This window comes from Achromobacter sp. B7, from assembly GCF_003600685.1.
Taxonomy (GTDB): domain Bacteria; phylum Pseudomonadota; class Gammaproteobacteria; order Burkholderiales; family Burkholderiaceae_B; genus Achromobacter; species Achromobacter spanius_B.
Genome location: NZ_CP032084.1, coordinates 5,243,427 through 5,269,641 on the forward strand (window position 1 = coordinate 5,243,427; position 26,215 = coordinate 5,269,641).

General features: G+C 65.8%; 28 protein-coding genes. 13 read left to right on the forward strand and 15 right to left on the reverse strand.

The window, feature by feature from the left end; translation table 11 throughout:
* Positions 1-13 precede the first annotated feature (13 nt).
* The 4 genes from DVB37_RS23710 to DVB37_RS23725 are packed head-to-tail and all read left to right on the forward strand — an operon-like array spanning position 14 to position 3,411.
* Positions 14-934: a branched-chain amino acid ABC transporter permease gene (locus tag DVB37_RS23710; RefSeq protein ID WP_046803785.1), complete on the forward strand. Its 921-nt coding sequence runs from the start codon at positions 14-16 to the stop codon at positions 932-934.
* 10 nt (positions 935-944) lie between these two features.
* On the forward strand, positions 945-1,931 hold the full coding sequence (locus tag DVB37_RS23715) for a branched-chain amino acid ABC transporter permease (RefSeq protein ID WP_240433987.1): 987 nt from the start codon (positions 945-947) through the stop codon (positions 1,929-1,931).
* On the forward strand, positions 1,928-2,704 hold the full coding sequence (locus DVB37_RS23720) for an ABC transporter ATP-binding protein (RefSeq protein WP_120156961.1): 777 nt from the start codon (positions 1,928-1,930) through the stop codon (positions 2,702-2,704). The genes DVB37_RS23715 and DVB37_RS23720 overlap by 4 nt, the downstream gene beginning before the upstream one ends.
* Positions 2,701-3,411 carry an ABC transporter ATP-binding protein gene (locus DVB37_RS23725; RefSeq protein WP_120156962.1) on the forward strand — a complete coding sequence of 237 codons (711 nt, stop codon included), beginning with the start codon at positions 2,701-2,703 and terminating at the stop codon, positions 3,409-3,411. Before DVB37_RS23720 ends, DVB37_RS23725 begins: the two co-directional genes overlap by 4 nt.
* 10 nt (positions 3,412-3,421) lie before the next feature.
* On the opposite strand, the gene DVB37_RS23730 is transcribed toward DVB37_RS23725, so the two are convergent.
* The 9 genes from DVB37_RS23730 to DVB37_RS23770 form a co-directional block, all read right to left on the reverse strand.
* Positions 3,422-4,474 carry an Ldh family oxidoreductase gene (locus DVB37_RS23730; protein ID WP_120156963.1) on the reverse strand — a complete coding sequence of 351 codons (1,053 nt, stop codon included), beginning with the start codon at positions 4,472-4,474 and terminating at the stop codon, positions 3,422-3,424.
* Between the two features lie 12 nt (positions 4,475-4,486).
* Complete coding sequence (locus tag DVB37_RS23735) at positions 4,487-6,007, reverse strand: mannitol dehydrogenase family protein (protein WP_120156964.1); 1,521 nt, start codon at positions 6,005-6,007, stop codon at positions 4,487-4,489.
* A gap of 163 nt (positions 6,008-6,170) precedes the next feature.
* On the reverse strand, positions 6,171-7,706 hold the full coding sequence (locus tag DVB37_RS23740) for a UxaA family hydrolase (RefSeq protein ID WP_120156965.1): 1,536 nt from the start codon (positions 7,704-7,706) through the stop codon (positions 6,171-6,173).
* Between the two features lie 40 nt (positions 7,707-7,746).
* Positions 7,747-8,613, reverse strand: coding sequence for a fumarylacetoacetate hydrolase family protein (locus DVB37_RS23745; protein WP_120156966.1), 867 nt, complete (start codon positions 8,611-8,613; stop codon positions 7,747-7,749).
* Positions 8,614-8,698: 85 nt separating this feature from the next.
* Positions 8,699-9,445: an SDR family oxidoreductase gene (locus tag DVB37_RS23750; protein ID WP_120156967.1), complete on the reverse strand. Its 747-nt coding sequence runs from the start codon at positions 9,443-9,445 to the stop codon at positions 8,699-8,701.
* 14 nt (positions 9,446-9,459) lie between these two features.
* Positions 9,460-10,869: a TRAP transporter large permease gene (locus DVB37_RS23755; RefSeq protein ID WP_046803776.1), complete on the reverse strand. Its 1,410-nt coding sequence runs from the start codon at positions 10,867-10,869 to the stop codon at positions 9,460-9,462.
* A gap of 57 nt (positions 10,870-10,926) precedes the next feature.
* Positions 10,927-11,571, reverse strand: coding sequence for a TRAP transporter small permease (locus DVB37_RS23760; protein ID WP_205571586.1), 645 nt, complete (start codon positions 11,569-11,571; stop codon positions 10,927-10,929).
* Between the two features lie 84 nt (positions 11,572-11,655).
* A complete protein-coding gene (locus DVB37_RS23765) occupies positions 11,656-12,630 on the reverse strand; it encodes a sialic acid TRAP transporter substrate-binding protein SiaP (protein ID WP_046803775.1) in 975 nt (324 codons plus the stop codon).
* Positions 12,631-12,763: 133 nt separating this feature from the next.
* Entirely contained in the window at positions 12,764-13,498 is a 735-nt protein-coding gene (locus DVB37_RS23770; RefSeq protein ID WP_046803774.1) for a FadR/GntR family transcriptional regulator, read from the reverse strand.
* A 167-nt stretch (positions 13,499-13,665) separates the two neighbouring features.
* Between DVB37_RS23770 and DVB37_RS23775 the strand changes: the two genes are divergently transcribed.
* From DVB37_RS23775 to pyrF, 3 genes are read left to right on the forward strand one after another with little or no spacing between them, the layout of a single operon-like run.
* Positions 13,666-14,064, forward strand: coding sequence for a diacylglycerol kinase (locus DVB37_RS23775; protein WP_006221640.1), 399 nt, complete (start codon positions 13,666-13,668; stop codon positions 14,062-14,064).
* Between the two features lie 48 nt (positions 14,065-14,112).
* On the forward strand, positions 14,113-15,432 hold the full coding sequence (locus DVB37_RS23780; protein ID WP_120156968.1) for an NAD(P)/FAD-dependent oxidoreductase: 1,320 nt from the start codon (positions 14,113-14,115) through the stop codon (positions 15,430-15,432).
* 7 nt (positions 15,433-15,439) lie between these two features.
* A complete protein-coding gene (gene pyrF / locus DVB37_RS23785) occupies positions 15,440-16,258 on the forward strand; it encodes an orotidine-5'-phosphate decarboxylase (protein ID WP_120156969.1) in 819 nt (272 codons plus the stop codon).
* Here pyrF and DVB37_RS23790 read toward each other — a convergent pair.
* The 6 genes from DVB37_RS23790 to ribBA form a co-directional block, all read right to left on the reverse strand.
* Entirely contained in the window at positions 16,242-16,721 is a 480-nt protein-coding gene (locus DVB37_RS23790; protein WP_370638788.1) for a CinA family protein, read from the reverse strand. The two genes, pyrF and DVB37_RS23790, sit on opposite strands and share 17 nt — an antisense overlap.
* A 92-nt stretch (positions 16,722-16,813) precedes the next feature.
* Positions 16,814-17,320, reverse strand: a complete 507-nt coding sequence (locus tag DVB37_RS23795; protein WP_046803772.1) for a phosphatidylglycerophosphatase A — start codon at positions 17,318-17,320, stop codon at positions 16,814-16,816.
* Positions 17,321-17,410: 90 nt separating this feature from the next.
* Positions 17,411-18,376: a thiamine-phosphate kinase gene (thiL, locus tag DVB37_RS23800; RefSeq protein ID WP_104141989.1), complete on the reverse strand. Its 966-nt coding sequence runs from the start codon at positions 18,374-18,376 to the stop codon at positions 17,411-17,413.
* 139 nt (positions 18,377-18,515) lie between these two features.
* Entirely contained in the window at positions 18,516-19,025 is a 510-nt protein-coding gene (gene nusB / locus DVB37_RS23805; protein ID WP_006227614.1) for a transcription antitermination factor NusB, read from the reverse strand.
* On the reverse strand, positions 18,994-19,524 hold the full coding sequence (gene ribH, locus DVB37_RS23810) for a 6,7-dimethyl-8-ribityllumazine synthase (RefSeq protein WP_046803770.1): 531 nt from the start codon (positions 19,522-19,524) through the stop codon (positions 18,994-18,996). The genes nusB and ribH overlap by 32 nt, the downstream gene beginning before the upstream one ends.
* Positions 19,521-20,711: a bifunctional 3,4-dihydroxy-2-butanone-4-phosphate synthase/GTP cyclohydrolase II gene (gene ribBA / locus DVB37_RS23815; RefSeq protein WP_046803769.1), complete on the reverse strand. Its 1,191-nt coding sequence runs from the start codon at positions 20,709-20,711 to the stop codon at positions 19,521-19,523. The genes ribH and ribBA overlap by 4 nt, the downstream gene beginning before the upstream one ends.
* Positions 20,712-20,859: 148 nt before the next feature.
* Here ribBA and DVB37_RS23820 point away from each other — a divergent pair, with 148 nt between their 5' ends.
* From DVB37_RS23820 to phnE (DVB37_RS23845), 6 genes are all read left to right on the forward strand, one after another.
* On the forward strand, positions 20,860-21,696 hold the full coding sequence (locus DVB37_RS23820; RefSeq protein WP_120156970.1) for an HAD-IIB family hydrolase: 837 nt from the start codon (positions 20,860-20,862) through the stop codon (positions 21,694-21,696).
* Positions 21,697-21,709: 13 nt separating this feature from the next.
* Entirely contained in the window at positions 21,710-22,525 is an 816-nt protein-coding gene (locus DVB37_RS23825; protein WP_120156971.1) for an IclR family transcriptional regulator, read from the forward strand.
* A 155-nt stretch (positions 22,526-22,680) separates the two neighbouring features.
* Positions 22,681-23,679, forward strand: coding sequence for a phosphate/phosphite/phosphonate ABC transporter substrate-binding protein (gene phnD / locus DVB37_RS23830; RefSeq protein WP_046803766.1), 999 nt, complete (start codon positions 22,681-22,683; stop codon positions 23,677-23,679).
* A gap of 6 nt (positions 23,680-23,685) precedes the next feature.
* Positions 23,686-24,456, forward strand: a complete 771-nt coding sequence (gene phnC / locus DVB37_RS23835) for a phosphonate ABC transporter ATP-binding protein (protein WP_046803765.1) — start codon at positions 23,686-23,688, stop codon at positions 24,454-24,456.
* Complete coding sequence (gene phnE / locus DVB37_RS23840) at positions 24,453-25,337, forward strand: phosphonate ABC transporter, permease protein PhnE (protein ID WP_120156972.1); 885 nt, start codon at positions 24,453-24,455, stop codon at positions 25,335-25,337. Before phnC ends, phnE (DVB37_RS23840) begins: the two co-directional genes overlap by 4 nt.
* A complete protein-coding gene (gene phnE / locus DVB37_RS23845) occupies positions 25,334-26,158 on the forward strand; it encodes a phosphonate ABC transporter, permease protein PhnE (RefSeq protein WP_120156973.1) in 825 nt (274 codons plus the stop codon). The genes phnE (DVB37_RS23840) and phnE (DVB37_RS23845) overlap by 4 nt, the downstream gene beginning before the upstream one ends.
* Positions 26,159-26,215: the final 57 nt, after the last annotated feature.

Consider the following 26,215-nt stretch of genomic DNA (forward strand, 5'->3'; position numbering starts at 1 on the left):
AAAGGTGACAACCATGTCCGCGACGCTGCTGCTTGTGCAGGCCTTGAACGGCTTGCAGCTTGGCATCCTGCTGTTTCTGCTGGCCGCTGGCCTGACGCTGGTGTTCGGCATCATGAACTTCATCAACCTGGCGCACGGGTCGCTGTACATGATGGGCGCGTTCATCGCGGCCACCGTGTTCCGCCACACCGGGTCGTTTCTGCTGGCCGGCGCCGCCGTCATCGCAGGCATGGCGGCGCTGGGCCTGCTGCTGGACCGCATCGCGCTGGCGCGGCTGTATCCCCGCGACCACCTTGACCAGGTGCTGGCCACCTTCGGCTTCATCCTGTTCTTCAATGAGCTGACCCGCATCATCTGGGGGCCCGCGCCCATCAGCATGGGGCTGCCGTCGTGGCTGTCGGGCACCATCGACATCCTGGGCGTGACCTATCCGCTGTACCGCTTTTTGATCATCGTGGTGGGCTTGCTGGTGGCCGGCGGCTGCTATGTGCTGATCCACCGCACGCGGCTGGGCATGTTGATCCGCGCGGGTTCCACCGACCGCATGATGGTGGGCGCGCTGGGGGTGAACATTGCGCGGCTGAACACCTTGCTGTTTGTGCTGGGCGCGGTGCTGGCCGGGCTGGCGGGCTTGATGGCAGGCCCGATCCTGTCGGCGCAGACGGGCATGGGCGAACCCATCCTGATCCTGACGCTGGTGGTGATCGTGATCGGCGGCATCGGCTCGGTGCGCGGCGCGTTTCTGGCGGCGTTGATGGTGGGGCTGATCGACACGCTGGGCCGCGCGCTGCTGCCCACCTTGTTGCGCGCCACGCTACCGCCCGCCGCGGCCAATGCCGCCGGGCCCGCCATTGCGTCCATGCTGATCTACGTGGTGATGGCGCTGGTGCTGGCCATGCGGCCGCAGGGCCTGTTTCCCGTCAAGCATGGATAAGGGGCATCGCATGCACATTCCGTCCGCGCGCTTTCTGGTTGCCGCCGCCTTGCTGGTGCTGCTGGCCTTGGTGCCGGTGTATGCCCACTGGCAGGGTGAACCTTTCCTACTGGCCTTGTTCGGCCGCGTGCTGGTGTACGGCGTGGCGGCGCTGGCCCTGAACCTGTTGCTGGGCTTTGGCGGCATGGTCAGCTTTGGCCATGCGTTGTACCTGGGCCTGGGCGCGTATTCGGTGGGGGTGATGTCGCACTACGGTATCGAAAGCGGCTGGCTGCATCTGGCGGGAGCGCTGGGCGCGTGCGCCGTGGTGGGCTTGGTCAGCGGGTTCGTCGTGATGCGCACCTCGGGCATCGCCTTCATCACGATTACGCTGGCGTTCGCGCAGATGTTCTACTTTCTGGCCACAGGGCTGGACGGCTTTGGCGGCGACGACGGCATGTCCTTGTTTGCGGGCAGTGACTTCGGTGCGTTCCGGCTGGATACGCCGCTGGCGCTGTACTACGCGGCTTTCGGCGTGCTGGTGTTGGTGCTGGCGCTGATGCATCGGCTGATCCACGCGCCGTTCGGCATGGCGTTGCGCGGCTGCCAGGCCAACGAACGGCGCATGCGCGCGCTGGGCTTTCCCACGCTGCGCTACCGGCTGGCCGCTTACGTGTTGTCGGCCATGATCTGCGGCGTGGCGGGCGTGCTGCTGGCCAACCTCACGATGTACGTATCGCCGTCCTATCTGGCATGGACCACGTCGGGCGAATTGATTGTGATGGTGGTGCTGGGCGGCATCGGCACGCTGTTCGGCCCCGTTGTCGGCGCGCTGGCCTTCCTGCTGTTGGAAGAAGGGCTGAAGCTGTTGACCGGGCATTGGATGCTGATCATGGGGCTGTTGATCGTGGGCGTGGTGCTCGTGTCGCGGCGCGGCGTGTATGGCAGCTTGCCCGACACGCCCTGGCGTCGCCACCCCGCCGCGCCGCTGGGCCAGCCTTCCGGAGAACCGCAATGAGCGCCTTGCGTGTTGAAAACCTGGTCAAGCGTTATGGCGGACTGACGGTCACGGACAACTTGTCGCTGGACGTGCAAGCGGGCGAATTGCATGCGGTGATCGGCCCGAACGGCGCGGGCAAGACCACGCTGATCGGCCAACTTAGCGGCGAACTTCGCCCCGATGCCGGGCGCGTGCTGCTGGATAACCGCGACATTACCCGCATGCCCGTGCACACGCGGGTGCGCCATGGCCTGGCCCGCTCGTATCAGATCACCTCGGTGTTCAAGCCGTTCACCGCTTTGGAGAACGTGGCGATGGCAGTGCAGGCGCGGCGTGGCCACAGTTTTCGATTCTTCAAGCCCGTGCTGGGCACGCCCGCGCTGACGGAGCCGGCCCGCGACGCGCTGGCGCTGGCCGGCTTATCGGCCCGCGCCAACACCCCGGCAGCCGAGCTTGCGCATGGCGAACTGCGGCAACTGGAGTTGGCGATGGTGCTGGCGTGCCAGCCGTCGCTGCTGTTGCTGGACGAGCCCATGGCGGGCATGAGCCAACACGAATCCGAAGCCATGACGCGCCTGCTATTGCAGCTGCGCGGCCGCTACACGATCTTGCTGGTGGAACACGATATGCAAGCCGTCTTCGCGCTGTCAGACCGCATTACGGTACTGGTCTACGGCAGCGCGCTGGCTTGCGGCACGGCCGACCAGATCCGCAACGACCCGCACGTGCGCGAATGCTATCTGGGCAGCGAACGCGCCAGCGCCCGCCGCAAGCAGGAGGCCGCCGCATGAGCCCCCTGCTATCGCTGCGCGGCGTGACGGCGCACTATGGCGCCAGCCAGGCACTGTTCGGCATCGACCTGGACATTGGGCCGGGCCAATTCGTGACGCTGCTGGGCCGCAACGGCATGGGCAAGTCCACCACCGTGAAAACCGTGATGGGCCTGGCGCGCGCCACCACGGGCAGCATTGTTTTTGATGGCCAGGACATCAGCCGGCTGCCGTCCTACAAGGTGGCGCAATGCGGCATCGGACTGGTGCCCGAAGGGCGGCATATCTTCCCGAACTTGTCCGTGCGCGAAAACCTGATTGCCACCGCGCACAACCGCCAGGGCCTGGCGCAACCGTGGTCGTTGGACCGCGTGTACGCGCTGTTTCCGCGCTTGGCCGAACGCGCGCGGCATCTGGGCAGCCATTTGTCCGGCGGCGAACAACAGATGCTGGCAATCGGGCGGGCGCTGTTGACCAACCCGCGCTTGCTGATTCTCGATGAAGCCACCGAAGGGCTGGCGCCCGTGGTGCGCGAAGAAATCTGGCAGGCGCTGGACAGCCTGAAGCAGACCGGGCTGGCCGTGCTGTGCATCGACAAGAACCTGGAGCCGCTGCTGGCCACCGCCGACCATCACGCCATTGTCGAAAAGGGGCGCGTGGCGTGGACGGGATCATCGCAAGCGTTTCTGGATGACGAGCCCCGGCTGTTGCAGTACCTGGGGGTGTAGGTCCGCTTGCTCAGACACGTTGCGCGGGCAGCGGCACGCCCAGGCGCAGGCTCCAATCCTGCATCTGCGCCCACAAGGCGGGCGGCACGGGAATGCCGTCTTGCCGGCGCGCGGCCTCGGCCGCCGCTTCAGGGTCGCCCGGCATGCGCGGCGCGCCCGGTTGCGCCGAGAGTTCCATCGCCATTGCCGCCACCACGCCCGCCAGCGCCGCGCCGCCCGCGAAGCGATCCGGATCGATCACGATAAAGAACGCACCCAGCTCGCGCGGGCGCTGCAATTGTTCATACATGGGCGAGATATGCGGGCCGAACGGGTTGCCGTTCAACGGGCCGCACAGCAGCTCGATCATCATCGCCAGGCCGTAGCCCTTGTAGCCGTATTCTTCGCCGCCCAACGGCCGCAGGGCGCGCACGGCGTCTGCGTCCGTGCAATCCCGCCCGGCGGCATCAAGCGCCACCCCGGGCGGCAACGCCACGCCATCGCGGCGCGCGTTCATGACGCGGTTCCACGGAATGGCGGTGGTTGCCATGTCCAGACACAAGGGCTGCGCGCCTGCGCGCGGAAACGCCAGCGATATCGGGTTGGTGCCAAAGAACGGCTGATGGCCGCCATGCGGCGCGGCAATCGAATCCGAATGGGTGAACGCAATGCCGATCAAACCTTGCCGTGCCGCCGCGCGGCTGTACAAGCCGACGGCGCCGCAATGCGAAGAATCGCTGACGCCCACGGCGGCGATGCCCGCTTCGCCCGCCAGCTCAATGGCCAGCGCGTTGGCCCGGTGCGCCACGATGATGCCCTGCCCTTGCCCGCCGTGCAGCTGCGCCGTGCCGGGCCCGGTCCGGTCGATGCGAATGGCGGGGCGCGGCACGATCGAGCCGTGCGCGACACGGTTCAGGTAGTGCGGCAGCCGGGCGATGCCGTGCGAATCAATGCCCCACAAACTGGTCTGCGCCAAGCTGGCCACCAGGCTGCGCGCGTCTTCATCGCTGAAACCTTGTGCGTGCAGGCAGGCGCTGCCCCAGCGTTCCCATTCATCGGCATCCACTCGGCTTTGCCCAGACATGCGGCGCTCTCCTCAGGTAGCGGCTTGCACGGCGTACAGCACGCCATGCTGGCGCAGGTTTTCCAGATGCGTGCTTAGCGCGGCCACGAAGTCGGGCACGCGGCCCAGGTTGCCGAACACCGGCTTGTATCCCGCCAGCACCATCGCGCGGCGGTGCGCCGATTGCGCGGGCGCGGACGCGCGGGCGGCGACCTCGGCGCGCGACAGCAGCTTGGCAAGCCGCGCGGCCAGCGGGTCGTCGATGGCGTAGCGCCCGCCTTGCTCGTCCTCGCCACGCAGATAATGCAGCCACGCGGCCACTGCCAGGGATAGGCGCTGGATGTCGTCGCCCGCGCGCAAGCGGTCGCGTATGGTTTCCAGCAGCCGCTGCGGGATTTTTTGCGAGCCGTCCATCGCCACTTGCGGGATCGGATGCGGCAGCGCGGGGTTGGCGACCCGTTCCAGGAAGCGGCGGCGGTATTCCTCCAGCCCGCCGTCCGGAATGCCCTTCAACGTAGGCGCGATTTCCAGCCGCATCATGGCATCCACGAACGCATGCAGCGCGGGCGTCTGCACGGACTCGCTGATCGTCCGGTGCCCCAGCAGCGCGCCCAGGTAGGCGAAAACGGAATGCGGGCCGTTCACCATTCGCAGCTTCAAGCGTTCGTAGGGCGCGGCGTTACGCACGAAGGTGGCGCCGCCCTGCGTTTCCCAAGCCGGACGGCCGGCGGCGAACTTGTCTTCGATCACCCAATTCAGATAGGGCTCGCCCACCACGGGCCAGGCGTCTTGCACGCCGAGCTTGTCCGCGATGCGCCGACGGTCATCGTCATCCGTGCCCGGCACGATGCGGTCCACCATGGAATTGGGAAAGGTGCAGTGCTTGTCGATCCAGCCGGTCAGCGCGACGTCCACGCGCAGCGCAAAGGCCAGCACCAGGTTGCGCAGCAGGTCGCCGTTGCCGCGCAGGTTGTCGCACGACATCAGCGTGACGGGCGGCAAGCCGCGCTCGCGGCGCAGCGCCAGGCCATGGACCAGAATGCCGATGGTGCTGCGCGGACGATGCGGGTTTTCAAGGTCGTGCAGGATGTCGGGATCGTCCCAGCGCAGATGGCCCGTGGCCGGCTCGTGGCTGTAGCCCTTTTCGGTCACGGTCAGGCTGACGATGCGGGTCTGCGGATACGCAATCCGCTCAAGCACGGCGTTGGGGTCTTCTTCGGCCACCATCACGCGCAGCACCGAGCCCACCACGCGCAGTTGCTCGCGCGCCTGGCCGTCGAAGCCGCCGTCGCGCAGGGCCAACGTGTACAAGCCGTCTTGGGGCGTCAGCGCATCGCGCGTGTCGGGCCGGCGCAACGACACGCCCAGAATGCCCCAGCTAAGATCGCCGCTGGCCTCCATGGCCAGGTCCGTCATCACCGCCTGATGCGCGCGATGAAAGGCGCCCAAGCCCAGATGCACGATGCCGGGCGTGAGCCGGCTGCGGTCATAGATGGGTTTCTCCACGTCTGCGGGCAGACGCGGCAACGACTCCGTATTCAAACGCTCAAGCATGGTTGACCAGGGGCGGAAGGCGCCATGCACCTGTCGGATGACCGGCCAGTCGGCGCGCGGGTGAGGATATCCCCAGACACAGAATTGTTCGATGCCCGGACAGTGACAAAATGCAACACCCCATCATCATGATCCTCGTCGCCGGTATCCGCGGGCCGTTCGCCTACATCACCGCGCCCAGCTGCCACGGCACGAATTCGTTCTGGCCATAGCCGTGTTCTTCGCTGCGGGTGCGCCGCCCCGAAGCGGTTTGCAGCATCAGCTGGAAGATGCGTTCGCCCATCTGCGCCACGCTTTGCGCGCCGTCCACCACTTCGCCGCAATTGATGTCGATATCGTCGGACTGGCGCTGCCACAACGCGGTGTTGGTCGACAGCTTTAACGACGGCGCGGGCGCGCAGCCATACGCCGAGCCGCGCCCGGTGGTAAAGCAGATCAGGTTGGCGCCGCCCGCGACTTGGCCGGTGGCCGATACGGGGTCATAGCCCGGGGTGTCCATGAACACCAGCCCGCGCGAGCGCACGGGCTCGGCGTATTCGAACACGTCGGTCAGGTTGGTGGTGCCGCTTTTAGCGATGGCGCCCAACGACTTTTCCAGAATGGTCGTCAGCCCGCCCGCCTTGTTGCCGGCCGACGGGTTGTTGTCCATCTCGGCATCATTGCGGGCGCAGTAGTCTTCCCACCAGCGCACGCGCGCCAGCAGTTTGTCGGCCACGGCCGGGGTTTGCGCGCGACGCGTCAGCAAGTGTTCGCCCCCGTAGATCTCGGGCGTTTCCGACAGGATGGCGGTGCCGCCGTGGCGCACCAGCAGATCCACCGCGGCGCCCAGCGCGGGGTTGGCGCTGATGCCCGAATAGCCGTCGGAGCCGCCGCATTGCAGGCCCACCGTCAGATGGCTGGCCGGCACGGGCTGGCGCTGCACCTGGTTGGCCTGCTCCAGCATACGTTCCACCAGTTCGATGCCGCGCGCCACCGTCTTGCGCGTGCCGCCTGTGTCCTGAATATTGAAGGTGTGCAGCAGGCCGCTTTCACGCAGGCCCTCTTGTTCCATCAGGCCGCCGATCTGGTTGGTTTCACAGCCCAGCCCCACCACCATCAGCCCGCCGAAGTTGGCATGGCGTGCATAGCCGCCCAGGGTCCGGCGCAGCACCTTCAAGGGTTCGCCCTCGCTGCCGGTGGCGCAGCCCGCGCCGTGCGTCAGCGCCACCACGCCGTCCACGTTCGGACAGGCGGCCAGCGCATCGGGATGGATGTCGCGGCGGAAGTGGTCGGCGATGGCGCGCGCCACCGTGGCCGAACAGTTCACGCTGGTCAGGATGCCGATGTAATTGCGCGTGGCGATGCGGCCGTCGGCGCGCACGATGCCATCGAAGGTGGCGGGTTCGGCCACGTACTCGGTGGGGTGTGCGCCCTGCCCCACGGCGTAGTCGCGCTGAAACGCCGAGAATTCCAGGTTCTGCGTGTGGACGTGCTGCCCGGCCGCAATGGGCTGGCGCGCCACGCCGATGATCTGGTTGTACCGGCGCACCGGCTCGCCCGCCGCGATGGCGCGTACGGCCACCTTGTGGCCGGGCGGCACCAGCCCTTGCACCGTCACCCCTTCGCTTTCCAGCCGCGTGCCGCTGACCAGCTGGCGCCGGGCGATCACCACGTTATCCGCCGGGTGGATGCGTATGACGGCCGTATCGTTGTGGGACATGAAGACTCCGGAAAGTAAGGGGTGCGGGGCGGGCGAGCGATCAGCCGTCGATCAAGGCCGGGTCCCAGGCATGCACGCGCTGGCGCTGCTCGCCCAGGCCGGCGATGCCCAGCTTGATGTCGTCGCCCGCCTTCAGGTACACGGGCGCGGGCTTTTGCCCCATGCCCACGCCGGGCGGCGTACCGGTGCTGATCAGGTCGCCCGGATACAGCGTCATGAAGCGGCTGACATACGCCACCAGCTGCGCCACGCCAAACACCATGGTGCGCGTGCTGCCGTTCTGATAGCGCTTGCCGTTCACTTCCAGCCACATCTCCAGGTCTTGCGGGTTGGGGATTTCGTCTGCGGTGGCCAGCCAAGGGCCGATGGGGCCAAAGGTGTCGCAGCCCTTGCCCTTGTCCCAGGTGCCGCCGCGTTCGATCTGGTATTCGCGTTCGGACACGTCGTTGACCACGCAATAGCCGGCCACGTGCTTCATGGCGTCGGCCTCGCTGACGTAGCGCGCCTTTTCGCCGATGACCACGCCCAGCTCGACTTCCCAATCGGTCTTGACGGAATCCTGCGGCAGCACGACGGGGTCGTTGGGACCGACGACGGCGGACGTGGGCTTCATGAAGATGACGGGCTCGGCCGGCACGGGCAGGCCCGATTCGGCGGCGTGGTCGGCGTAGTTCAGGCCGATGCAGATGAACTTGCCCATGCCGCTCCAGGGCGGCGCGATGCGGCCCGGGTTGGCCACCAGCGGCAGCGTGGACGCGTCCAGCGCGCGCAGTTCGGCCAGGCGCGCGGACGTCAGCGTTTGCGCGGTGATGTCGGGCAATACGGAGGACAGGTCTCGCACCTTGCCCTGGTTGTCGATCAGACCGGGCTTTTCAGAGCCCTTGGGGCCATGGCGCATCAGTTTCATATCGGTTCCTTGTTGCGGAAATGGAAATAGGAAATGGAAATAGGAAATAGAAATAGGAAATAGGAAAGAGGAAATAGGGAAAGCTTCAGTTCGTCCAGCCGCCGTCGATCACCTGGGTGGTGCCCGTGGTGAAGGCGGATTCGTCGCTGGCAAGATACACCGCCAACGCGGCGATTTCATCCGTACGGCCGATGCGGCCCATGGGTTGGCGGGCGGTGAACGCGGCCTGCACGGCGGCAATCGTCTGCCCGCTAGCCGCGGCCTGCGCTTCAATGCGCTGGCGCAACGACGGCGATTCGACGGTGCCCGGGCAGATGGCATTGCAGCGGATGCCTTGCGCCACGAAGTCGGCCGCCACCGCCTTGGTCAGCCCGATGACGGCGGCCTTGGTGGCGCCGTACGCACAGCGGTTGGGCGCGCCCTTGATGCTGCCGGCCACCGACGCCATGTTCACGATGGAACCGCCGCCGCGCGCCAGCATGCCCGGCAGGCACGCGCGGATCAGCCGGTACATGGACCGCACGTTCAGGTTGAATGAAAAGTCCCACGCGTCCTCGTCGCAGTCCAGGATGGTGCCGGCGTGCACGAAGCCCGCGCCGTTGAACAACACGTTGACCGGCCCCGCGTCTTGCGCCAGCGCGGTGATGGCGCGTCCGTCGGTCACGTCCACCACCTGCGTGCGGCAGCCCGACAGCGTCTGTAGCGCGGCCGCGTTGATGTCCACGGCCAGCACGTTGGCGCCTTCTCGCACAAACGCCTCGGCCACGGCGCGGCCGATGCCCTGGCCGGCGGCGGTGACGATGGCGGTCTTGCCTTGCAGTCTTTCCGACATGAGTGCGTCCTTTTTTATTTGCCGGCCATGCCCATTGCGGTGGGCAGCCACAGGGTGATCTGGGGGATGTAGGTAATGGCGATCAGCGCCACGAACAGCGGCACCAGCCACGGCAGGATGGCCATGGTGGTGCGTTCAACGGACAGCCGCGCCACGCGCGCCAGCACGAACAGCACCATGCCCATGGGTGGATGCAGCAAGCCGATCATCAGGTTCAGCGTCATGATCAAACCGAAGTGAATCGGGTCGATGCCCAGCTTGAGCACGATGGGCAGCAGGATGGGCACCAGGATCGTGATGGCGGCGATGGTGTCGATGAAGCAGCCCACGATCAGGATCAACACGTTGGCCATCAGCAGGAACACCCACTTGTTCTGCGTCACGCTGAGGATGGCGTCGGTCAGCGCCTGCGCCGCTTGCGTGGTCGTCAGCAACCATGCAAACACCGACGCGGCCGTCACGATGAACAGCACGGACGCCGTGGTCTCGATGGTGTCGAAGGTGGCCTTGGCCAGCGTGCGCAGCGTCATCGAGCGGTAGCGCACCAGGCCCAGGAACAGCGCCCAGATCACCGCCGCCACGGCCGCTTCGGTAGGCGTGAACCAGCCCAGCGTCATGCCGCCGATCAGGATCACGGGCGCCATCAACGCCATCACCGCCGAAAAGTTGAAGCGCCAGTCCAGCACCAGCAATGCCACGAATGAAATTCCGGTGGCCACGTTGGGCGACACGCCGGCCAGCGTCATCAGCCAGATCGAAAAAGGAAACGCCAGCACGATCAGCACTTCCAGCCCGGCGCCGGCCAACCGCTTCCAGTTGAAGGCGACGTCGCCGCCCCAGTTGTTGCGGCGCGCGTAGTACGCCACGGTCAGCATCATCAATATCGTCAACACGGCGCCCGGAATCAGGCCCGCCAGGAACAGCGACCCAATCGACACGTTGGCCATCATGCCGTAGATGACAAACGGCAAGGACGGCGGAATGATGGGGCCCAGCGTGGCCGACGCGGCGGTGACGCCCACGGCGAATTCGGTTTCGTAGCCATGGTCTTTCATGGCCTTGATTTCGATGGTGCCCAGGCCCGCCGCGTCGGCGATGGCGGTGCCCGACATGCCGGCGAAGACGACCGAGCCGATGATGTTGACCTGCCCCAACCCGCCGCGCATCCAGCCCACCAGCGCCACCGCGAAGTTGTAGATGCGGCCGGTGATGCCGGCAATGTTCATCAGGTTGCCGGCCAGGATGAAGAACGGCACGGCCAGCAGCGGAAACGACTCCACGCCGGCGATCATGCGCTGCGCCACCACCACGTCGGGCACGCTGCCCGAGATCAGCACGAACAACAGCGACGCGCCCGCCATGGACACCGCCACCGGCAGGCCCAGAATCATCAACAGCAGAAAGGTTCCAATCAATGTGCCCATGGCATGCTCCTGGAAAGGCACTGCAACGTCATAGGGGCCAAGCCCCGGCGTGTCGGATCAATCCTGCGACTCGTAGGCCGCGGGATTTTCCAGGATGGAATAGCCTTGTCGCCAGTTCTGCACGGACACCTGCATCGACCGCACGAACATCATGGCAAAGCCCGCCAGGGCCAGCCAGTACACATAGGACTTGTTCCAGAACAGCGTGGTCATGGGCTCGTCGCCCACCAGCACGATGTAGCGATACGTGAGCCACACGGCATAGCCGAAGAACACGGTGCGCAGGATGTCGATGACGGTGGCCAGCACGCGCCCCACCGGCTTGGGCAGGTAGCGGTAAAGGAAGTCGACCTGAATGTGGCGGCAGGCGCGCACGCACATGGCGGCGCCCAGGAACACCACGCCGATCAGGCAGTACACCGCCAATTCCTCGGTCCACGCGAAGGAATCGTTCAACACGTAGCGGGAAAAAAATTGCAGGAAGACCAGGCCGGACATTACCCAGAAAATGCCCAGGCAGATCCAGTCTTCCGGCTGATAGCCTGCCAGGCTGACTTCGTGCTGGTCGGCCTCTTCGAAGCTATGGACGATGTCGTCCACGCTGGTCTGGTGCGGGCCGGAAGATGACGTTGCGTGGCTGTGCGGCGGCGTCGGGCCGTGGCTTACGGCCGCCATCGGCGCCGCTTTCGCGTTGGAGTGCATGACGTTCCCCTGATCGGAATGGGTAAGGTGGGGCGGGCCGGCAAGGCCCGCCCACGCGGGCGCTTACCGGGGGCCTACCCGGACTTACTTCACCGCCTGGATCTTTTCCCAATCCGATTTCTGATAGCCGTACTGCTCGAACGGCACCTTCTCCAGCACGGTCTTGCGGAAGTCGTCGATGTTGACTTCGGCCACGTTCAGACCGCGTTTCTTGAACACTTCAACCATCTTCTTTTCGCTGGCGGCCACTTCGGCCGACGCCTTTTCGGCCGCCTGCTGCGAGACCTCGGCGAAGATCTTCTTGTCTTCGTCGGACAGGCTCTTCCACAGCTTGCCCGAGATCACCGTGTTCAGGTGATCGACGATGTGGCCGGTCAGCACGATGTTCTTCTGCACCTCGTAGAACTTCTTGGCTTCGATGGTGGTCAGCGGGTTCTCCTGCGCTTCCACGGTGCCGTTCTGCAAGGCCAGGTAGACCTCGGCGAATGCAATGGGCGCGGTGTTGGCGCCACAGGCACGCGGCATGGCCAGGTAGGCGGCCACGTCGGGCACGCGGATCTTCATGCCCTTCATTTCAGAGCACTTGGTGAAGGCGCGGTTGGACGTGGTCTGGCGCGTGCCGTAGTAGGTGGTGGCGACGATGTGGTTGCCGCTTTTCTGGTCGTAGCCGCCCGTCAGCTCTTTGTAGATGTCGCTTTTGGTGTAGGCGATCAGGTGCTCGGGGTTGCGGAAGGTGTAGGGGTAGTAGGTGACGCCGATGCGCGGGAAGCTCTTGGCGGCGAAGCTGGAGCCGGAAATGATCATGTCCACCGTGCCCAGGGTGAGGCCCTGGTTGATGTCGTTTTCCTTGCCCAGCTGAGAGGCGGGATAGACGTCGATGTGATAGCGGCCGTTGGTGCGTTTTTCGATTTCCTGAGCCGCCCACACCGACGAGGTATGGAAGGGTTCGGACGTCTCGTACACATGCGCCCATTTCAACTTGGTTTGCGCCAGCGCGCTGCCACTGACGGCCAGCGCGACGGCGGCAAACAGCACTTTGATAGCGTTGCCTTTATTCATGTTGTCTCCTCTCTTTGAGGTAGCGGGCGCGGCGCAGGATGGGGTGGCCGACCCGCCTTATGTTTCACATCGGAATTTCACATACGTGGTGCACCTTGGTACTGCGACTGCGACTGTGAGAACCCCGGTGGCGTCAGGACGCCGCCGGTTCTTTGCTATCGATGCGCATCGTCTCGGCCGCGCCCGGCCAACTGGCGGTCAAGCGGTCGAACGAGCAGGAAAGATGGTGATGCATGGCCGCGCGCGCGGCAGGCTCATCGCCCGCCGCGATGGCGGTGATAACGCGGCGGTGCTCGGTGATGGCGACGGCCCAGCTGTCCGGGTTTTCAAAGTAGTCGCCCAGTTTCACGGACAGGGGGTTGTGGCGTTCGTCGAACAGTTCGCCCACCACGCGCACCAGCACGGCGTTGTTGGCCATTTCGGCCACGCGCAAATGAAACAGCCGGTCGCCGCGGATGGGCACGAAGCCCGCGCGGGCTTCGTCTTCCATGGCGCCCACGGCTTCCAGCAGGCCGTCGACCAGCGCGGGCGTGGGGCTGCGGGCGGCCTGGGCGGCAAGTTCGCCTTCGATGGTCCAGCGGGCGCGGATGGTTTCCAGGGGGCTTTCGGCGGTCAGGCTGGCGCGCGGCGAGCCCGACAGGCTTTGCACGTACACGCCCGACCCCATGCGCACTTCCACCCAGCCTTCGACTTCCAGCGCGATCAAGGCCTCGCGCACGGACGGGCGCGACACGCCCAGCTTCAGCGCCAGGTCGCGCTCCGGCGGCAAGCGCGCGCCCACGGGGAATTCGCCCGCTTCGATCAGCAAACGCAGCTGGTCGGCGATCTGGCGGTACAAGCGGCGCGGCTCGATGGTCTGGATCGGCATGGTGGGTGGGGTGAAACCGGACGGGTAAAGTGGCCTTACCAATTGACCAGAATCCTGCGCCTGCCGGCCATGCGTCACAATTAGGGTTTGCCCATAGGTTCGCGCCGCGTCACGCGGGCAACCCATATCTGTTAAAAAGCCGCCACACCCGGCCTTCCTACGCGCACATGACCCACGACCCGCAACACTCGCCCTTCAAAAGCTCCGGCGGCTTGCGCCGCATCCTGAATGCGCTGCGCTACTCGTGGCAAGGCTTGCAGGCGGCCGTCAAATACGAGGCGGCGTTCCGCCAGGAACTGGCCTTGGCCGTGCTGATGATCCCGGCCGCGTTCTTCCTGGGCCGCACCACGGTCGAGGTGTTCTTCCTGGTGGGCACGGTGGTGATGGTGCTGGCGGCAGAGCTGCTTAATTCCGCCATCGAGGCGCTGGCCGATGCCTTGTCCGTGGAACGCCACCCGCTGCTGGGCCGCGCCAAGGACCTGGGCAGCGCGGCGGTCATGTTGCTGCTGATTTTTGCAGGCGCCGTCTGGATCGGCGTGGCGATCAGCCGTTTCGTCATGCATTGAAACGGTCAGCATCCCGTGGGGGATGCGGCCGTCTTTATACTGGGAGCCATGATGCCTAATTCGACGTCAACACGCTCTGAACGCATCGTCATCGTCGGCGGCGGTGCGGGTGGCCTTGAACTGGCCGCCAAACTTGGCCGGGTCCACGGCCGCCAGCACATCACGCTGGTCGACAGCCGGCCCTTCCACATCTGGAAGCCGTCGCTGCATGAAGCGGCCGCCGGCACCCTGGATATACACCAGGAAGGCCTGTCCTACCTGATGCTGGCCCACATGAACGGCTTTTCGTTCGCGCAGGGCCGCCTGGTCAGCATAGACCGCGAGCGCCGCCAGATCGTGGTGGACGCCGTCAACGATACGCAGGGCCTGGAAGTGCTGCCGCGCCGCGAACTCGGGTACGACACCCTGGTGCTGGCCCTGGGCAGCACGTCCAACTTTTTCAACACGCCCGGCGCGGCCGAACACGCCGTCACGCTGGACACCACCGAAAACGCCGAACAGTTCCGCCTGACCATGCTCAAGGCCATGGCGCTGGTGGACCAGGCCAAGGTGCACAACCCGTCCGCCCGGCTGGACCTGGTGATTGTGGGCGGCGGCGCCACCGGCGTGGAATTGGCCGTGGAACTGACGGAAGCCAGCCACGTCGTCAGCGCCTACGGCCTGCCTAACTTCCGCGCCGAACGCGACCTGGCCATTACCTTGGTGGAAGGCGCGCCACGCATTCTGTCGGCGCTGCCGGAAAAGATTTCAGAGGCCGCCACCCACCGCCTGACCGAACTGGGCATCGGCGTTGAAACCGCCTGCCGCGTGTCGGAAGTGACCGGCCACAGCGTCAAGACGGCCGATGGCCGCGAATTCCCCGCGCAGTTGTGCATGTGGGCCGCCGGCATCAAAGGCCCGGCCTTGCTGGCCGACCTGGGCTTGCCGCTGAACAAGCTGGGGCAGGTGGAAGTGAACGAACGGCTGGAAACGCCGGACCCGAACATCCTGGCCCTGGGCGATTGCTGCTCGGCGCCTTGGCGCGACGGCCGCAGCGTGCCGGCCCGCGCGCAAGCCGCGCACCAGGAAGCCGACTACCTGGCCAAGAAACTGACGGCCCGCCTGCGCCACAAAGCCGAACCCACCGAACCCTACGTCTACCAGGACCACGGCTCGCTGGTGTCGCTGGGGCAGGACGCCGGCGTGGGCAGCCTGATGGGCAAGCTTGCCGGACGGGGACTGTTCGTAAGCGGTACACTGGCGCGCTTGATGTACATGAGCCTGCACCTGATGCACCACAAAGCGGTATTGGGCATTTCGCGCACGGCCTCCCTTGCCCTGGCTCGCCTGCTGATGCGGCGCACGCGCCCCCGGGTCAAACTGCACTGAACTCCCCATGAATTTCCTGCAAAAACTCGAACACGCCTGGACCTCCAGCAACTCGCTTCTGCAAGTGGGCCTGGACCCCGACCCCCAACGCTTTCCGCGCGAATTGCAGGACAAGCCGGATGCCATCTTCCAGTTCTGCCGCGACATCGTCGATGCCACCGCGCCGTACGCTTGCAGCTTCAAGCCGCAGATTGCGTACTTTGCCGCGCACCGCGCCGAAGACCAATTGGAAGCGCTGTGCCAGCACATCCGCGACAAGCATCCCGACCTGCCGATCGTGCTGGACGCCAAGCGTGGCGACATCGGTTCCACCGCCGAGAACTATGCGCGTGAGGCGTACGAACGCTACCAGGCGCACGCGCTGACGGTCAGCCCGTACATGGGGCTGGATTCCGTCGAGCCCTACCTGGCGTGGCGCGACCGTGGCGTGATCGTGTTGTGCCGCACGTCCAACCCGGGCGGTTCGGACCTGCAATTCTTGAAGATGGATAACGGCGAACCGCTGTACCTGCACGTTGCCGGTCTGGTTGCCGACAAGTGGAACGCCAACGGCCAGTGCGGCCTGGTGGTGGGCGCCACGTTCCCGAACGAATTGGCGGCGGTGCGTCAGCGCATTGGCGACGCCCTGCCCCTGCTGGTGCCGGGCATCGGTGCGCAAGGCGGCGACATTACCGCCACGGTGAACGCCGGCGCCAACGCGGCGCGCAGCGGCATGATGATCAACTCATCGCGCGCCATCATCTACGCCAGCGGCGGCGACGACTGGCGCGAAGCCGCCGGCCAAGCTGCGAAGGGCTTGCGGGATGCGATCAACGCAGTGCGTTGATTTCCTGATCAGCCCCCACGAATTCCAGCAAGCCGCGTAACGCAAACTCCACGGCGGCCTGACGCACTTGCGTACGGTCGCCAGGAAACACGTGGGTGGCGGCGCGGCTGGTGATGCCGTCGCCCACCCGCATCGCAAACCCAAACGACACCATGCCCACCGGCTTGCCCGGCGTGGCGCCCCCCGGCCCCGCAATGCCTGTCGTGGACACGGCCACGTGCGCGGCGGGCGCAACCAACAACACGCCGTTGGCCATCTCAAGCGCCACGGGTTCGCTGACCGCGCCAAAGTGATGCAGCGCGTCGGGCGAGACGTCCAGCTCGGTCACTTTGGCATCGTTGCTGTAGGTGACGAAGCCGCGTTCGAACCAATCGCTGGAACCCGCCACCGACGTCATCGCGCCTGCCAACAGCCCACCGGTGCACGATTCCGCCGTGCCCAGCATCCAGCCATGGCGCCGCATTGCGTCGCCCAGCCGTTCGGCCAAGCCGGCCAGAGTGGCTTCCGACAACTGCGCCGCCGACAGATTCGAACGGGTATTTCCTTGCAGTTCGCTCATCCCAAGACTCCTGTGCGCGCGACCAGCACCATGACCAACAGGGCATAGCCCGCCGCGACGATATCGTCCCACATGACGCCAAAGCCACCCTTGATATGGGCGTCGAAGAACTTGATGGGCGGCGGCTTGACGATGTCGAACGTGCGAAACAACGCAAACGCCAACAACTGCGACAACCAACCCGCCGGCGTCAGCCACAGCACCAGCCAAAACGCCACCATCTCGTCCCAGACCATTCCGACATGATCGGCCTGCCCAAGTTCACGGCCTACGCGATGGCAGGCCCAGCAGCCATACAGAAAGGCCAACGCCAGGAACACGCCAATCGCCAGGTCGGATGCCGCGGGCGCGGCGGCAACCCAGATGCCCCAAGCAAGTAGCGTGCCCCACGTGCCCGAGGCCGGCCGGATCAGGCCGCTGCCCAGGCCAAAGGCGATCAGGCGGCCAGGGTCACGGCACACCCACCCAAGCGTGGGATACGCAGCCCGCGAGCGTTCGCGCATGGACGGGGAGGACTTATCGGAAGAGGACATGGTGCCTGGGCCGCTTGAAAGAGGAGGAGGAAAACGGAAACCGGAATCGGCTATTCACATTCAAGCCGCCGGAAAATGATCGAAGCCGGCGGGCAGGTCGGCCAGCGGCTGACCTTGCGCATCCAACACGCGCAGCCCGGGTTGGGCCAGTGTGTGGCCAACGCGCGTCACCCGCGCTTGCGCCTGATCGGCGGCCTGTTGCACGGCCTCGCGCCGCGCGGCGGGCGCGGTAAAGCACAGCTGATAGACGTCGCCCCCGCCCAATACGGCGCGGCGACGCGGCGCATCGTCCAGCGCCGCCAAGGCGGCAGCCACCGGCATGCGGGCGTATTCCAGGTTGGCGCCAAGGCGGCTGGCGGCCAGGATGTGCCCCAGGTCTTGCAGCAAGCCGTCCGACAGATCGATGGCCGCGTGGGCAATGCCGCGCAGTGCCAAGCCCAGCGGGACCTGCGGTTGCGGCCATTCCAGCGCGGGGCGGGTTGCGGCCAGCAAGGCGTCGTTGGCGGGATACTGGCCGTCCAGCAATCGGTAGGCCACATCCGCCGCGCCCAGTTCGCCCGACACCCAGATATCGTCGCCCGCCTGCGCGCCGTCACGCCGCAATGCCTGCCCGGCGGGCACCGCACCGAACACCGTCACGCTGATGGCCAGATCGTGCGCGCTGCGGGTGGTGTCGCCACCGATGAGCGGGCAGCCGTGGGCATCGGCCAGTGCATGGAAGCCATCCGCGAAGGCAGCCAGCCAGGGTTCGTCCAGGCGCGGCAAGGCCAGGCCCAGCACGCAGCCGATCGGGCGCGCGCCCATGGCGGCCAGGTCGGACAGGTTCACGGCCAGCGCCTTGTGGCCCAGGGCGCGCGGGTCCACGTTGGAAAAGAAATGCCGGCCTTCCAGCAGCAGGTCGGTGCTGGTGGCGACCTGCTCGCCGGGCGGCACGGGAAACAACGCGCAGTCATCGCCCACGCCCAACAAACCCGCAGGCGCGGTGCGGGTGAAATAGCGCGCGATCAAGTCAAATTCGGACGCCACGGCAACTCCGATACGCCGGCCGGCGGCCGGCTGGAAAACACATAAGAAAGGGGTCAGGCGCGGACCACCCCTGGCGCACCGTACAACGATGCGCGCAGGGCAGCCCGCGCCTGACCCCTTAAGAGGCCATCAGGCGGGGTCAGCGTCGCTGCTGCGCCGCCGCCTGGACCTCGTTGGCGCGCACGTCGGCAGCCAGTTTGTCGAGCACGCCGTTGACGAACTTGAAGCCGTCGGTACCGCCGAACGACTTTGCCAGTTCAACGGCTTCGTTGATGGCAACCTTGTACGGCACTTCGACATGATGAATCAGTTCGAAGCTGCCGATCAACAGGATGCCATGCTCAACGGGCGACAACTCGGCCAGCGGGCGGTCGACATAGGGCGTGAAACGCTCGCGCAGCGCCGGGGCTTCGCGCAGGACACCATGCAGCAAGGTCTTGAACCATTGCGCGTCGGCCTCGGAAAAATCCTCGGTGTCGCGCAGATGGGCGTCGATCTCGCCGGCGTCCTGCGTGCCTTCGCCGCCGCGCAGCAGCCACGCGTAAACGCCTTGCAGCGCGAATTCGCGTGCACGGCGGCGTGCGCTGCGCGCGTTGGCGCGGGCTTGCGCCGCGCTATCAGCGCTGGTCGTCGTCTTCTTCGTCGTCAAAATCTTCGTCCTCGTCGTCTTCGTCTTCGTCTTCTTCCTCGGGTTCCAGCGCCGCCACCAGGTTGGCCATTTCAACGGCCACCTGGGCGCAATCGCGGCCCTTGCCGGCGGCGCGGGCTTGCGCCTGCTCGTCGGTGTCGACGGTCAAGACGCCGTTTGCGACGGGGATGCCGGTTTCCAGGGAGATACGGGTGATTGCAGTGGCCGTTTCATTGCTGACCACTTCAAAGTGATAGGTCTCGCCACGGATGACGGCGCCAAGCGCGATCAAAGCGTCGAATTCAAACGTTTCGGCCATGTGGGACAGGGCCACGCCCAGTTCCAGGGCGCCCGGGACGGTGGTGACCATCACGTCGCGTTCGTCCACGCCCAGCTCGGCCAATTCCTTCAGGCACGCTTCGAGTTCGGCCTGACCGATTTCTTCGTTGAAGCGAGCGCGAACGATGCCGATGTGCAGCCCTTCGCCGTTCAGGTCGGGGGTAAGGATGTAAGGGTTCATGTGTCGGCCTTAAGTGTTGCGGGAGTATTCTGCGGGTCGCAATCGTAACCCGTAATGGTCAGGGAAAAGCCCGCCATGCTGGGCATCTTGCGGGGCCGGGCCAGGAGCCTCATCTGGCCCACATTCAGGTCACGCAGGATCTGCGCGCCGATGCCATAAGTGCGCAAGCCGAAGCGGTCGGTGCTGGCGGCGGCGTCGGCCTGGGCCTTGGGGTCGCTCCAGCCGGCAATCTGGCCAAACAGGTGTTCGGTGGACGACTGGCAGTTCATCAGCACCAGCACGCCGGCCGGCGCGGCGGCAATGGCTTCCAGGGCCTTCGCCACGCCCCAGCTATGCGGGCTGGCGCCGGTGTCCAGCACGTCCAGCACGGAAGCCGGTTCATGCACGCGCACCAGCGTTTCGACGTCGGGAGAAACGTTACCATGCACCAGCGCCAAGTGGGCGGAGCCGGTGGCGGCGTCTTCGTAGGCCACGGCCTCGAAGGTGCCCCAGGCCGTCTGCATGGGCCGCTTGCCCACGCGCTTGACGATGGATTCGTGTTCGCTGCGGTACTGGATCAGGTCGGCGATGGTGCCGATCTTCAGGTTGTGCTGGCGGGCAAATTCCACCAGGTCCGGCAAGCGGGCCATGGTGCCGTCGGGCTTCAAGATTTCGCAGATGACGGCGGCGGGCGTCAGGCCGGCCATGGCAGTCAGGTCGCAACCGGCTTCGGTGTGGCCGGCGCGTACCAGCACGCCGCCGGGCACCGCGCGCACCGGGAAGATGTGGCCGGGCTGGACCAGGTCGGACGGCTTGGCATCGCGCGCCACCGCCACCTGGATGGTGCGGGCGCGGTCGGCGGCCGAAATACCGGTTTCAACGCCTTCGGCGGCTTCGATGGACTGCGTGAAGTTGGTGCCGTAGCGCGTGCCGTTGCGGGCCGCCATCATGGGCAGCTCCAGCTGGCGGCAGCGTTCTTCGGTCAGGGTCAGGCAGACCAGGCCGCGGCCGTGGGTCACCATGAAGTTGATGGCTTCGGGCGTGACGAATTCGGCGGCCATGACAAGGTCGCCCTCGTTTTCACGGTCTTCTTCGTCAACCAGGATGACGATGCGGCCGGCGCGAAGCTCGGCGATGATCTCGGCAACCGAAGCGATACCGAAGGATTCCGGCTCGGAGCCGGGCAAAGAGGACAACTGGACGGACATGGCGGGCACGCAAACCAGGCGGGAAAGCCCGGATTTTACCGCCCCTGGGCCCAGAACCCCTATTGGTCTGCAAGAAGCCCGTTCGGCGGGGGTCATACGGTTAAACTTTCGCCCGGAGATCCCCCTTAAAACTCGAAGGAAAAACCTCATGCAAGCCCTTGCGGCCATGCCTTTGACCGTGGCGGCGGCGGTTCGCGTCGTCCTGACCGACATCGACGACACGCTGACCACCGAAGGCCGCCTGCCGGCCGACGCCTACGCCGCGCTGGAACGCCTGGAGGCGGCTGGTATCCAGGTAGTGCCCATCACCGGCCGCCCGGCCGGCTGGTGTGACCATATCGCGCGCATGTGGCCGGTGCGCGCCGTGGTGGGGGAAAACGGCGCGTTCTACTACGCGTATGACCGCCAGGCCCGCCGCATGACGACCCATTACTGGACGGACGCCGCCTCGCGCCAGGCCAGCCGCAAGCGCCTGGATGCCATCCGCGACCGCGTGCTGGCCGAGGTGCCGGGCTGCGCGGTGGCCAGCGACCAGGACTACCGCGTGGCCGACCTGGCCATCGATTTCTGCGAAGACGTGCCCGCCCTGCCCGATTCGGCCGTCAGCAAGATCGTCCAGATCTTCCAGGACGCCGGGGCGCAGGCCAAGGTCAGCTCAATCCACGTGAACGGCTGGTTTGGCGACTACGACAAGCTGACCATGACGCGCACGATGTTCCAGCGGGAATTCGGCCAGGACGTGGCCGACGCGCTGGACAGCACGCTGTTCATCGGCGATTCGCCCAACGACGAGCCGATGTTCGCGTACTTTCCGATTTCGGTGGGCGTGGCGAACATCCAGGCGCAATTGCACCGCTTGAAGGACCGCCCCGCGTTCGTGGCCGCCTATCACGGCGGCGCCGGGTTCGTCGAAATGGCCAACCGACTGTTGGCGGCGCGCCAGCAACCGCAGGCCGCGCCATCATCCCCAGCCCGATTGGCATAAGGGCAGACACACCGTGGCCACCTCCAAGACCCCCGCCGCGCCCGCCAATGATGGCCGCCGCAGCATCCAGTCCATCGAAGTGGGCGTGCCGTTGTTGTCCGCCCTGGTCGACGCCGGCAAGCCGCTGACCCTGCGCGACCTGGCGGCGGGCGCCGGCATGACGTCCGCCAAGGCGCACCCCTATCTGGTCAGCTTCATCCGCGTGGGGCTGGTGCAGCAGGATGCCGTTACCGGCCAGTACGAGCTTGGCCCCTTCGCCTTGCAGATGGGGCTGGTCAGCCTGCAACGGCTGGACCCGGTGCGCATCGCCATGCCGGAGATCGCCAAGCTGCAATCGGACATCGGCCACACGCTGGGTATCGCCGTGCTGGGCTCGCACGGCCCCACGATGATCCACATGACCGAAGCCAGCTACCCGGTGCACGTGAACATGCGCAAGGGCACGGTGATGTCCATGCTGCACACCGCCACGGGGCTGGTGTTCGCGGCGTGGCTGCCGCCCAAGGTCAGCGACCACTACATCGCGCGCGAAGAAGGCGACACCGCCGTCATCGCCAGCGTGCCGCCGCCGCGCAAGGCGTCGCGCGCCAATATCGAAGCCCAGCTGGCCGACATCCGCGTGCACGGCATGGCGCGCGCGCTGGGCAACCCGCTGCCGGGCGTGGATGCGCTGTCGGTGCCGGTGTTCGACAACACCGGCAACATCGTGCTGGCACTGACCAGCCTGGGCCCGACGGGGCTGTTCGATGTGTCGTGGGACGGCACGATTGCCAAACCGCTTCTGGCCTGCGCGCACGAGATCTCGCGCAAGCTGGGCTATCGGGGCTGACCCGCCCTGCCGGCGTTCGCAAACAAACGAACATAAAGCGAACAATTCGAACAAATCCCGAAAAGAAAGGCAGGGACTTTCCCAGGTGTGCCTGTCCCCTCTTGTGTGTTTGAATTCAGCAAATATTCAAATTCATCCCAAGAGGAGACAAAACCATGCACGCGATGCGTCTAATGCAAGCGGCCGCCCTGGCCGCGTTCGCCGTTGGCGGTTCGGCCGCCAACGCCGCCGATACCTGCTCGAACCGTGGCGATCTGGACCAGATGTACTGCGACGCCAACAAGGATCTGGTGGCGGACACACCCTCCGACGCCTCCAAGCTGAAGACACCGTCGACCCTGGTGTTCACCTACACCCCCGTGGAAGACCCGGCGGTGTACGAAGACATTTTCAAGCCCTTCACCAAGCACCTGTCCGAATGCACGGGCAAGCGCGTTGTGTTCTATCAGGTGCAAAGCAACGCCGCTGAAATCGAAGCCATGCGCTCGGGTCGCCTGCACGTGGGCGGCTTTTCGACCGGCCCCACCGCCTTCGCCGTGAACATTGCCGGCGCGGTGCCGTTTGCCGTCAAAGGCTATGCCGACGGCTTCCAGGGCTACAACCTGATCGTCATCGTCAAAAAAGACAGCCCCTACCAGAAGCTGACGGACCTGAAGGGCAAGAAGCTGGCTCACACCGCGCCGTCGTCGAACTCGGGCCACATGGCGCCCGTGGCCCTGTTTCCCAAGGAAGGCCTGACCCCGGACAAGGATTACAAGGTGATCTTCTCGGGCAAGCACGACCAGTCCGTCATGGGCGTCAATTCCGGCGACTACGACGCCGCCGCCGTGGCGTCGGACGTGTTCAAGCGCATGGTTGAACGCGGCCAGGTCAAGGAAGCCGACTTCCGCGTCATCTACCGTAGCGAAAAATTCCCGACTTCGTCGTTCGCCTACGCGCATGACCTGGAGCCCAAATTCCGCGACCAGATGCTCAAGTGCTTCTACGACTACCGCTTCCCCGCGGAAATGTCCAAGGCCTTCGATGGCGCCGACCGCTTCTATCCGGTGACCTACCAGAAGGACTGGGCCATCGTCCGCCAGGTGGCTGAATCGGGTGGCGAAAGCTTCAACCGCGCCGCCTACGACCGCGAATCCGCCAAGAGCAAGAAGTAATCCAGCATGACGACGTCGCTACGCATTTCCGGCCTGGTCAAGGAATACCGGGCCGGCCGGCCGGTTCTCAATGGCATCAACCTTGAAATCGCCGGCCAGGGCCTGACCGCCATCATCGGCCCTTCCGGCACCGGCAAAAGCACGCTTCTGCGTTGCATCAACCGGCTGATCGAACCCACCCAGGGCGAGATCGTGTTGCAGTCCAAGGAAGGCGCCGTGGACCTGGCCCGCGTGCGTGGCGCGTCGTTGCGCCGCGCACGCCGGCGCATCGGCATGGTGTTCCAGGAATACAACCTGGTCGAACGCCTGACCGTGATGGAAAACCTGCTGACGGGCCGGCTGGGCTATACCTCGGCGCTCAAGGCATGGATGCGCCGCTTTGAGCCCGAAGACATCGAGCACGCCTACAAGCTGCTCGATACCGTTGGGCTGGCCGGTTTTGCCGACCAGCGCGCCGATGCGCTGTCGGGCGGCCAGCGCCAGCGCGTGGGCATCGCCCGCGCCCTGATGCAGCGCCCGCAGCTGCTGCTGGCCGACGAGCCGACCTCGTCGCTGGACCCGAAGACGTCCGTTGAAATCATGGAGCTGCTGTCCGACCAGGGCAGCGCCACCGGCATCCCCGTCATCGTCAACATCCACGACGTGGAACTGGCGCGCCGCTACGCCACGCGCATCGTCGGCATGTCTGGCGGGCACGTGGTCTACGACGGCGACGGCCAGGGGCTGGACGCCACCATGCTCAAGACCATCTACGGAGGCGAGTCTTGGCTGGAATGACGCACCCCCGGGGCAGCCGCCCCTTTGCCATGTCCGGGCGCGCCAAGGCGGGCTTGGTGTTGCTGGTGATCTACACCCTCTATGCGGGCGCGCAGCTGGATTTCAGCTGGGCGCGCTTTGAAACCGGCATGGGACACGCGTCGACGTTTCTTTCGCGCATGTTTCCGCCCAATTTCGAAAAGCCCGCCACCTTGTGGAAGGGCATCGCCGAAAGTCTGGAAATTGCCGTGCTGGCCTCGGTGCTGGGCATTCTGTTCGCCCTGCCCGTGGGCCTGCTTGGCGCGCGCAACATGATGCCTGCCTGGGTGTCCTGGCCCGCGCGTTCGCTGGTGGCCCTGTGCCGCGCGCTGCACCCGGTCATCGTCGCCATCCTGTTCGTGAAGGCCGTGGGCTTTGGCGCGCTGGCGGGCATCCTGGCGTTGACGGTGGCGTCCATCGGTTTCATCGGCAAGCTGTTCACCGAGGCCATCGAAGAGATCTCGCTCAAGCAGGTGGAAGCGGTGCGCGCCAGCGGCGCGTCGTTCGCCAACGTGATCATCTTTGGCGTGCTGCCGCAGGTGTTCGCGCGCTTTATCGGCTTTGCCACCTACCAGTTCGACTCAAACCTGCGCAACTCCACCATGGTGGGCATCGTGGGCGCGGGCGGCGTGGGCGGCACGCTGTTCTCGGCGTTCCAGCGCTTTGACTACGACTTCGTCAGCGCCATCCTGCTGACCTTGATTGCCATCATCATGCTGGGCGAAATCATCGCGGGCTTCGTGCGCGCTGTATTCCTGGACAACCTGGGGTTCGACCGCATCCTGCAAGGCCGCTTTGCCGGCGCGCGAGGCATCGGTACCGGCAAACCGCCGGTGGCCCGCAAGGCGGAGGTGGAAGAATGAACGCCCATGCCTCAAGCCTGAATCCGCCCGGCTCGCCGCGTGTGTGGCAGCGCTACAGCATGGGCCAGCGGCTGCTGCGCTTTGCGCTGTACCTGCTGGTGGTGGCAGCCATCGCGCAGGCCATACGCGGCGTGGAGGTCATACCGGAATTCCTGTATGACGCGCCCGAGCAGATGGCCGACCTGTTCCGCCGCATGTGGCCGATCGACTGGGCCTACTACCCGGACGGCGTGCACAACGCGCTGATCGAAACGCTGCACATCGCCACGCTGGGCACCATCCTGTCCGTCTTCATGGCAGTGCCGGTGGGCCTGCTGGCGGCCAACAACCTGACGCCCAGCAAAACCATCAACATGCTGGCGCAATTGATCCTGGTGTCCAGCCGGTCGGTCAATTCGCTGGTATGGGCGCTGCTGTTCATCGCCATCTTCGGACCGGGCGCGCTGGCCGGCACGCTGGCGATTGCGTTCCGCTCGATCGGGTTCGTGGGCAAGCTGGTGGGCGAAGCCATCGAAGAAGCGCAGCGCGGGCCGATCGAAGCGGTTACCGCCACGGGGGCCAGCAAGGCGTCCGTGCTTTGGTATGCCTACTGGCCGCAGATCCGCCCGGCGTTCTGGTCCATCGTGCTGCTGCGCTGGGACATCAACGTGCGCGAGTCCGCCGTGCTGGGGCTGGTGGGCGCGGGCGGTATCGGCATGGCGCTGGATACGGCGCTGAACCTGTTCCAGTGGGATCGCGTGGCGCTGGTGCTGGCCGCCATCTTTGTGGTGGTCGTGCTGGCCGAAATCATCATCACGCAGGCGCGCAAGCGCATCCTGTAAGCGCTGCTTCCTGAATTACGCTTGTCGGTTTCCCCTGACCAGCGCTCCTTGGCGCCG

What these genes read in the sequence shown, in the direction of transcription:
- DVB37_RS23710 (WP_046803785.1), top strand. Translation starts at nt 14, where the DNA reads ATGTCCGCGACGCTGCTGCTTGTGCAGGCCTTGAACGGCTTGCAGCTT.
- DVB37_RS23715 (WP_240433987.1), top strand. Translation starts at nt 945, where the DNA reads ATGCACATTCCGTCCGCGCGCTTTCTGGTTGCCGCCGCCTTGCTGGTG.
- DVB37_RS23720 (WP_120156961.1), top strand. Translation starts at nt 1,928, where the DNA reads ATGAGCGCCTTGCGTGTTGAAAACCTGGTCAAGCGTTATGGCGGACTG.
- DVB37_RS23725 (WP_120156962.1), top strand. Translation starts at nt 2,701, where the DNA reads ATGAGCCCCCTGCTATCGCTGCGCGGCGTGACGGCGCACTATGGCGCC.
- DVB37_RS23730 (WP_120156963.1), bottom strand. Translation starts at nt 4,474, where the DNA reads ATGTCTGGGCAAAGCCGAGTGGATGCCGATGAATGGGAACGCTGGGGC.
- DVB37_RS23735 (WP_120156964.1), bottom strand. Translation starts at nt 6,007, where the DNA reads ATGCTTGAGCGTTTGAATACGGAGTCGTTGCCGCGTCTGCCCGCAGAC.
- DVB37_RS23740 (WP_120156965.1), bottom strand. Translation starts at nt 7,706, where the DNA reads ATGTCCCACAACGATACGGCCGTCATACGCATCCACCCGGCGGATAAC.
- DVB37_RS23745 (WP_120156966.1), bottom strand. Translation starts at nt 8,613, where the DNA reads ATGAAACTGATGCGCCATGGCCCCAAGGGCTCTGAAAAGCCCGGTCTG.
- DVB37_RS23750 (WP_120156967.1), bottom strand. Translation starts at nt 9,445, where the DNA reads ATGTCGGAAAGACTGCAAGGCAAGACCGCCATCGTCACCGCCGCCGGC.
- DVB37_RS23755 (WP_046803776.1), bottom strand. Translation starts at nt 10,869, where the DNA reads ATGGGCACATTGATTGGAACCTTTCTGCTGTTGATGATTCTGGGCCTG.
- DVB37_RS23760 (WP_205571586.1), bottom strand. Translation starts at nt 11,571, where the DNA reads ATGCACTCCAACGCGAAAGCGGCGCCGATGGCGGCCGTAAGCCACGGC.
- DVB37_RS23765 (WP_046803775.1), bottom strand. Translation starts at nt 12,630, where the DNA reads ATGAATAAAGGCAACGCTATCAAAGTGCTGTTTGCCGCCGTCGCGCTG.
- DVB37_RS23770 (WP_046803774.1), bottom strand. Translation starts at nt 13,498, where the DNA reads ATGCCGATCCAGACCATCGAGCCGCGCCGCTTGTACCGCCAGATCGCC.
- DVB37_RS23775 (WP_006221640.1), top strand. Translation starts at nt 13,666, where the DNA reads ATGACCCACGACCCGCAACACTCGCCCTTCAAAAGCTCCGGCGGCTTG.
- DVB37_RS23780 (WP_120156968.1), top strand. Translation starts at nt 14,113, where the DNA reads ATGATGCCTAATTCGACGTCAACACGCTCTGAACGCATCGTCATCGTC.
- pyrF (WP_120156969.1), top strand. Translation starts at nt 15,440, where the DNA reads ATGAATTTCCTGCAAAAACTCGAACACGCCTGGACCTCCAGCAACTCG.
- DVB37_RS23790 (WP_370638788.1), bottom strand. Translation starts at nt 16,721, where the DNA reads ATGCGGCGCCATGGCTGGATGCTGGGCACGGCGGAATCGTGCACCGGT.
- DVB37_RS23795 (WP_046803772.1), bottom strand. Translation starts at nt 17,320, where the DNA reads ATGCGCGAACGCTCGCGGGCTGCGTATCCCACGCTTGGGTGGGTGTGC.
- ribH (WP_046803770.1), bottom strand. Translation starts at nt 19,524, where the DNA reads ATGAACCCTTACATCCTTACCCCCGACCTGAACGGCGAAGGGCTGCAC.
- ribBA (WP_046803769.1), bottom strand. Translation starts at nt 20,711, where the DNA reads ATGTCCGTCCAGTTGTCCTCTTTGCCCGGCTCCGAGCCGGAATCCTTC.
- DVB37_RS23820 (WP_120156970.1), top strand. Translation starts at nt 20,860, where the DNA reads ATGCAAGCCCTTGCGGCCATGCCTTTGACCGTGGCGGCGGCGGTTCGC.
- phnD (WP_046803766.1), top strand. Translation starts at nt 22,681, where the DNA reads ATGCACGCGATGCGTCTAATGCAAGCGGCCGCCCTGGCCGCGTTCGCC.
- phnC (WP_046803765.1), top strand. Translation starts at nt 23,686, where the DNA reads ATGACGACGTCGCTACGCATTTCCGGCCTGGTCAAGGAATACCGGGCC.
- phnE (WP_120156972.1), top strand. Translation starts at nt 24,453, where the DNA reads ATGACGCACCCCCGGGGCAGCCGCCCCTTTGCCATGTCCGGGCGCGCC.
- phnE (WP_120156973.1), top strand. Translation starts at nt 25,334, where the DNA reads ATGAACGCCCATGCCTCAAGCCTGAATCCGCCCGGCTCGCCGCGTGTG.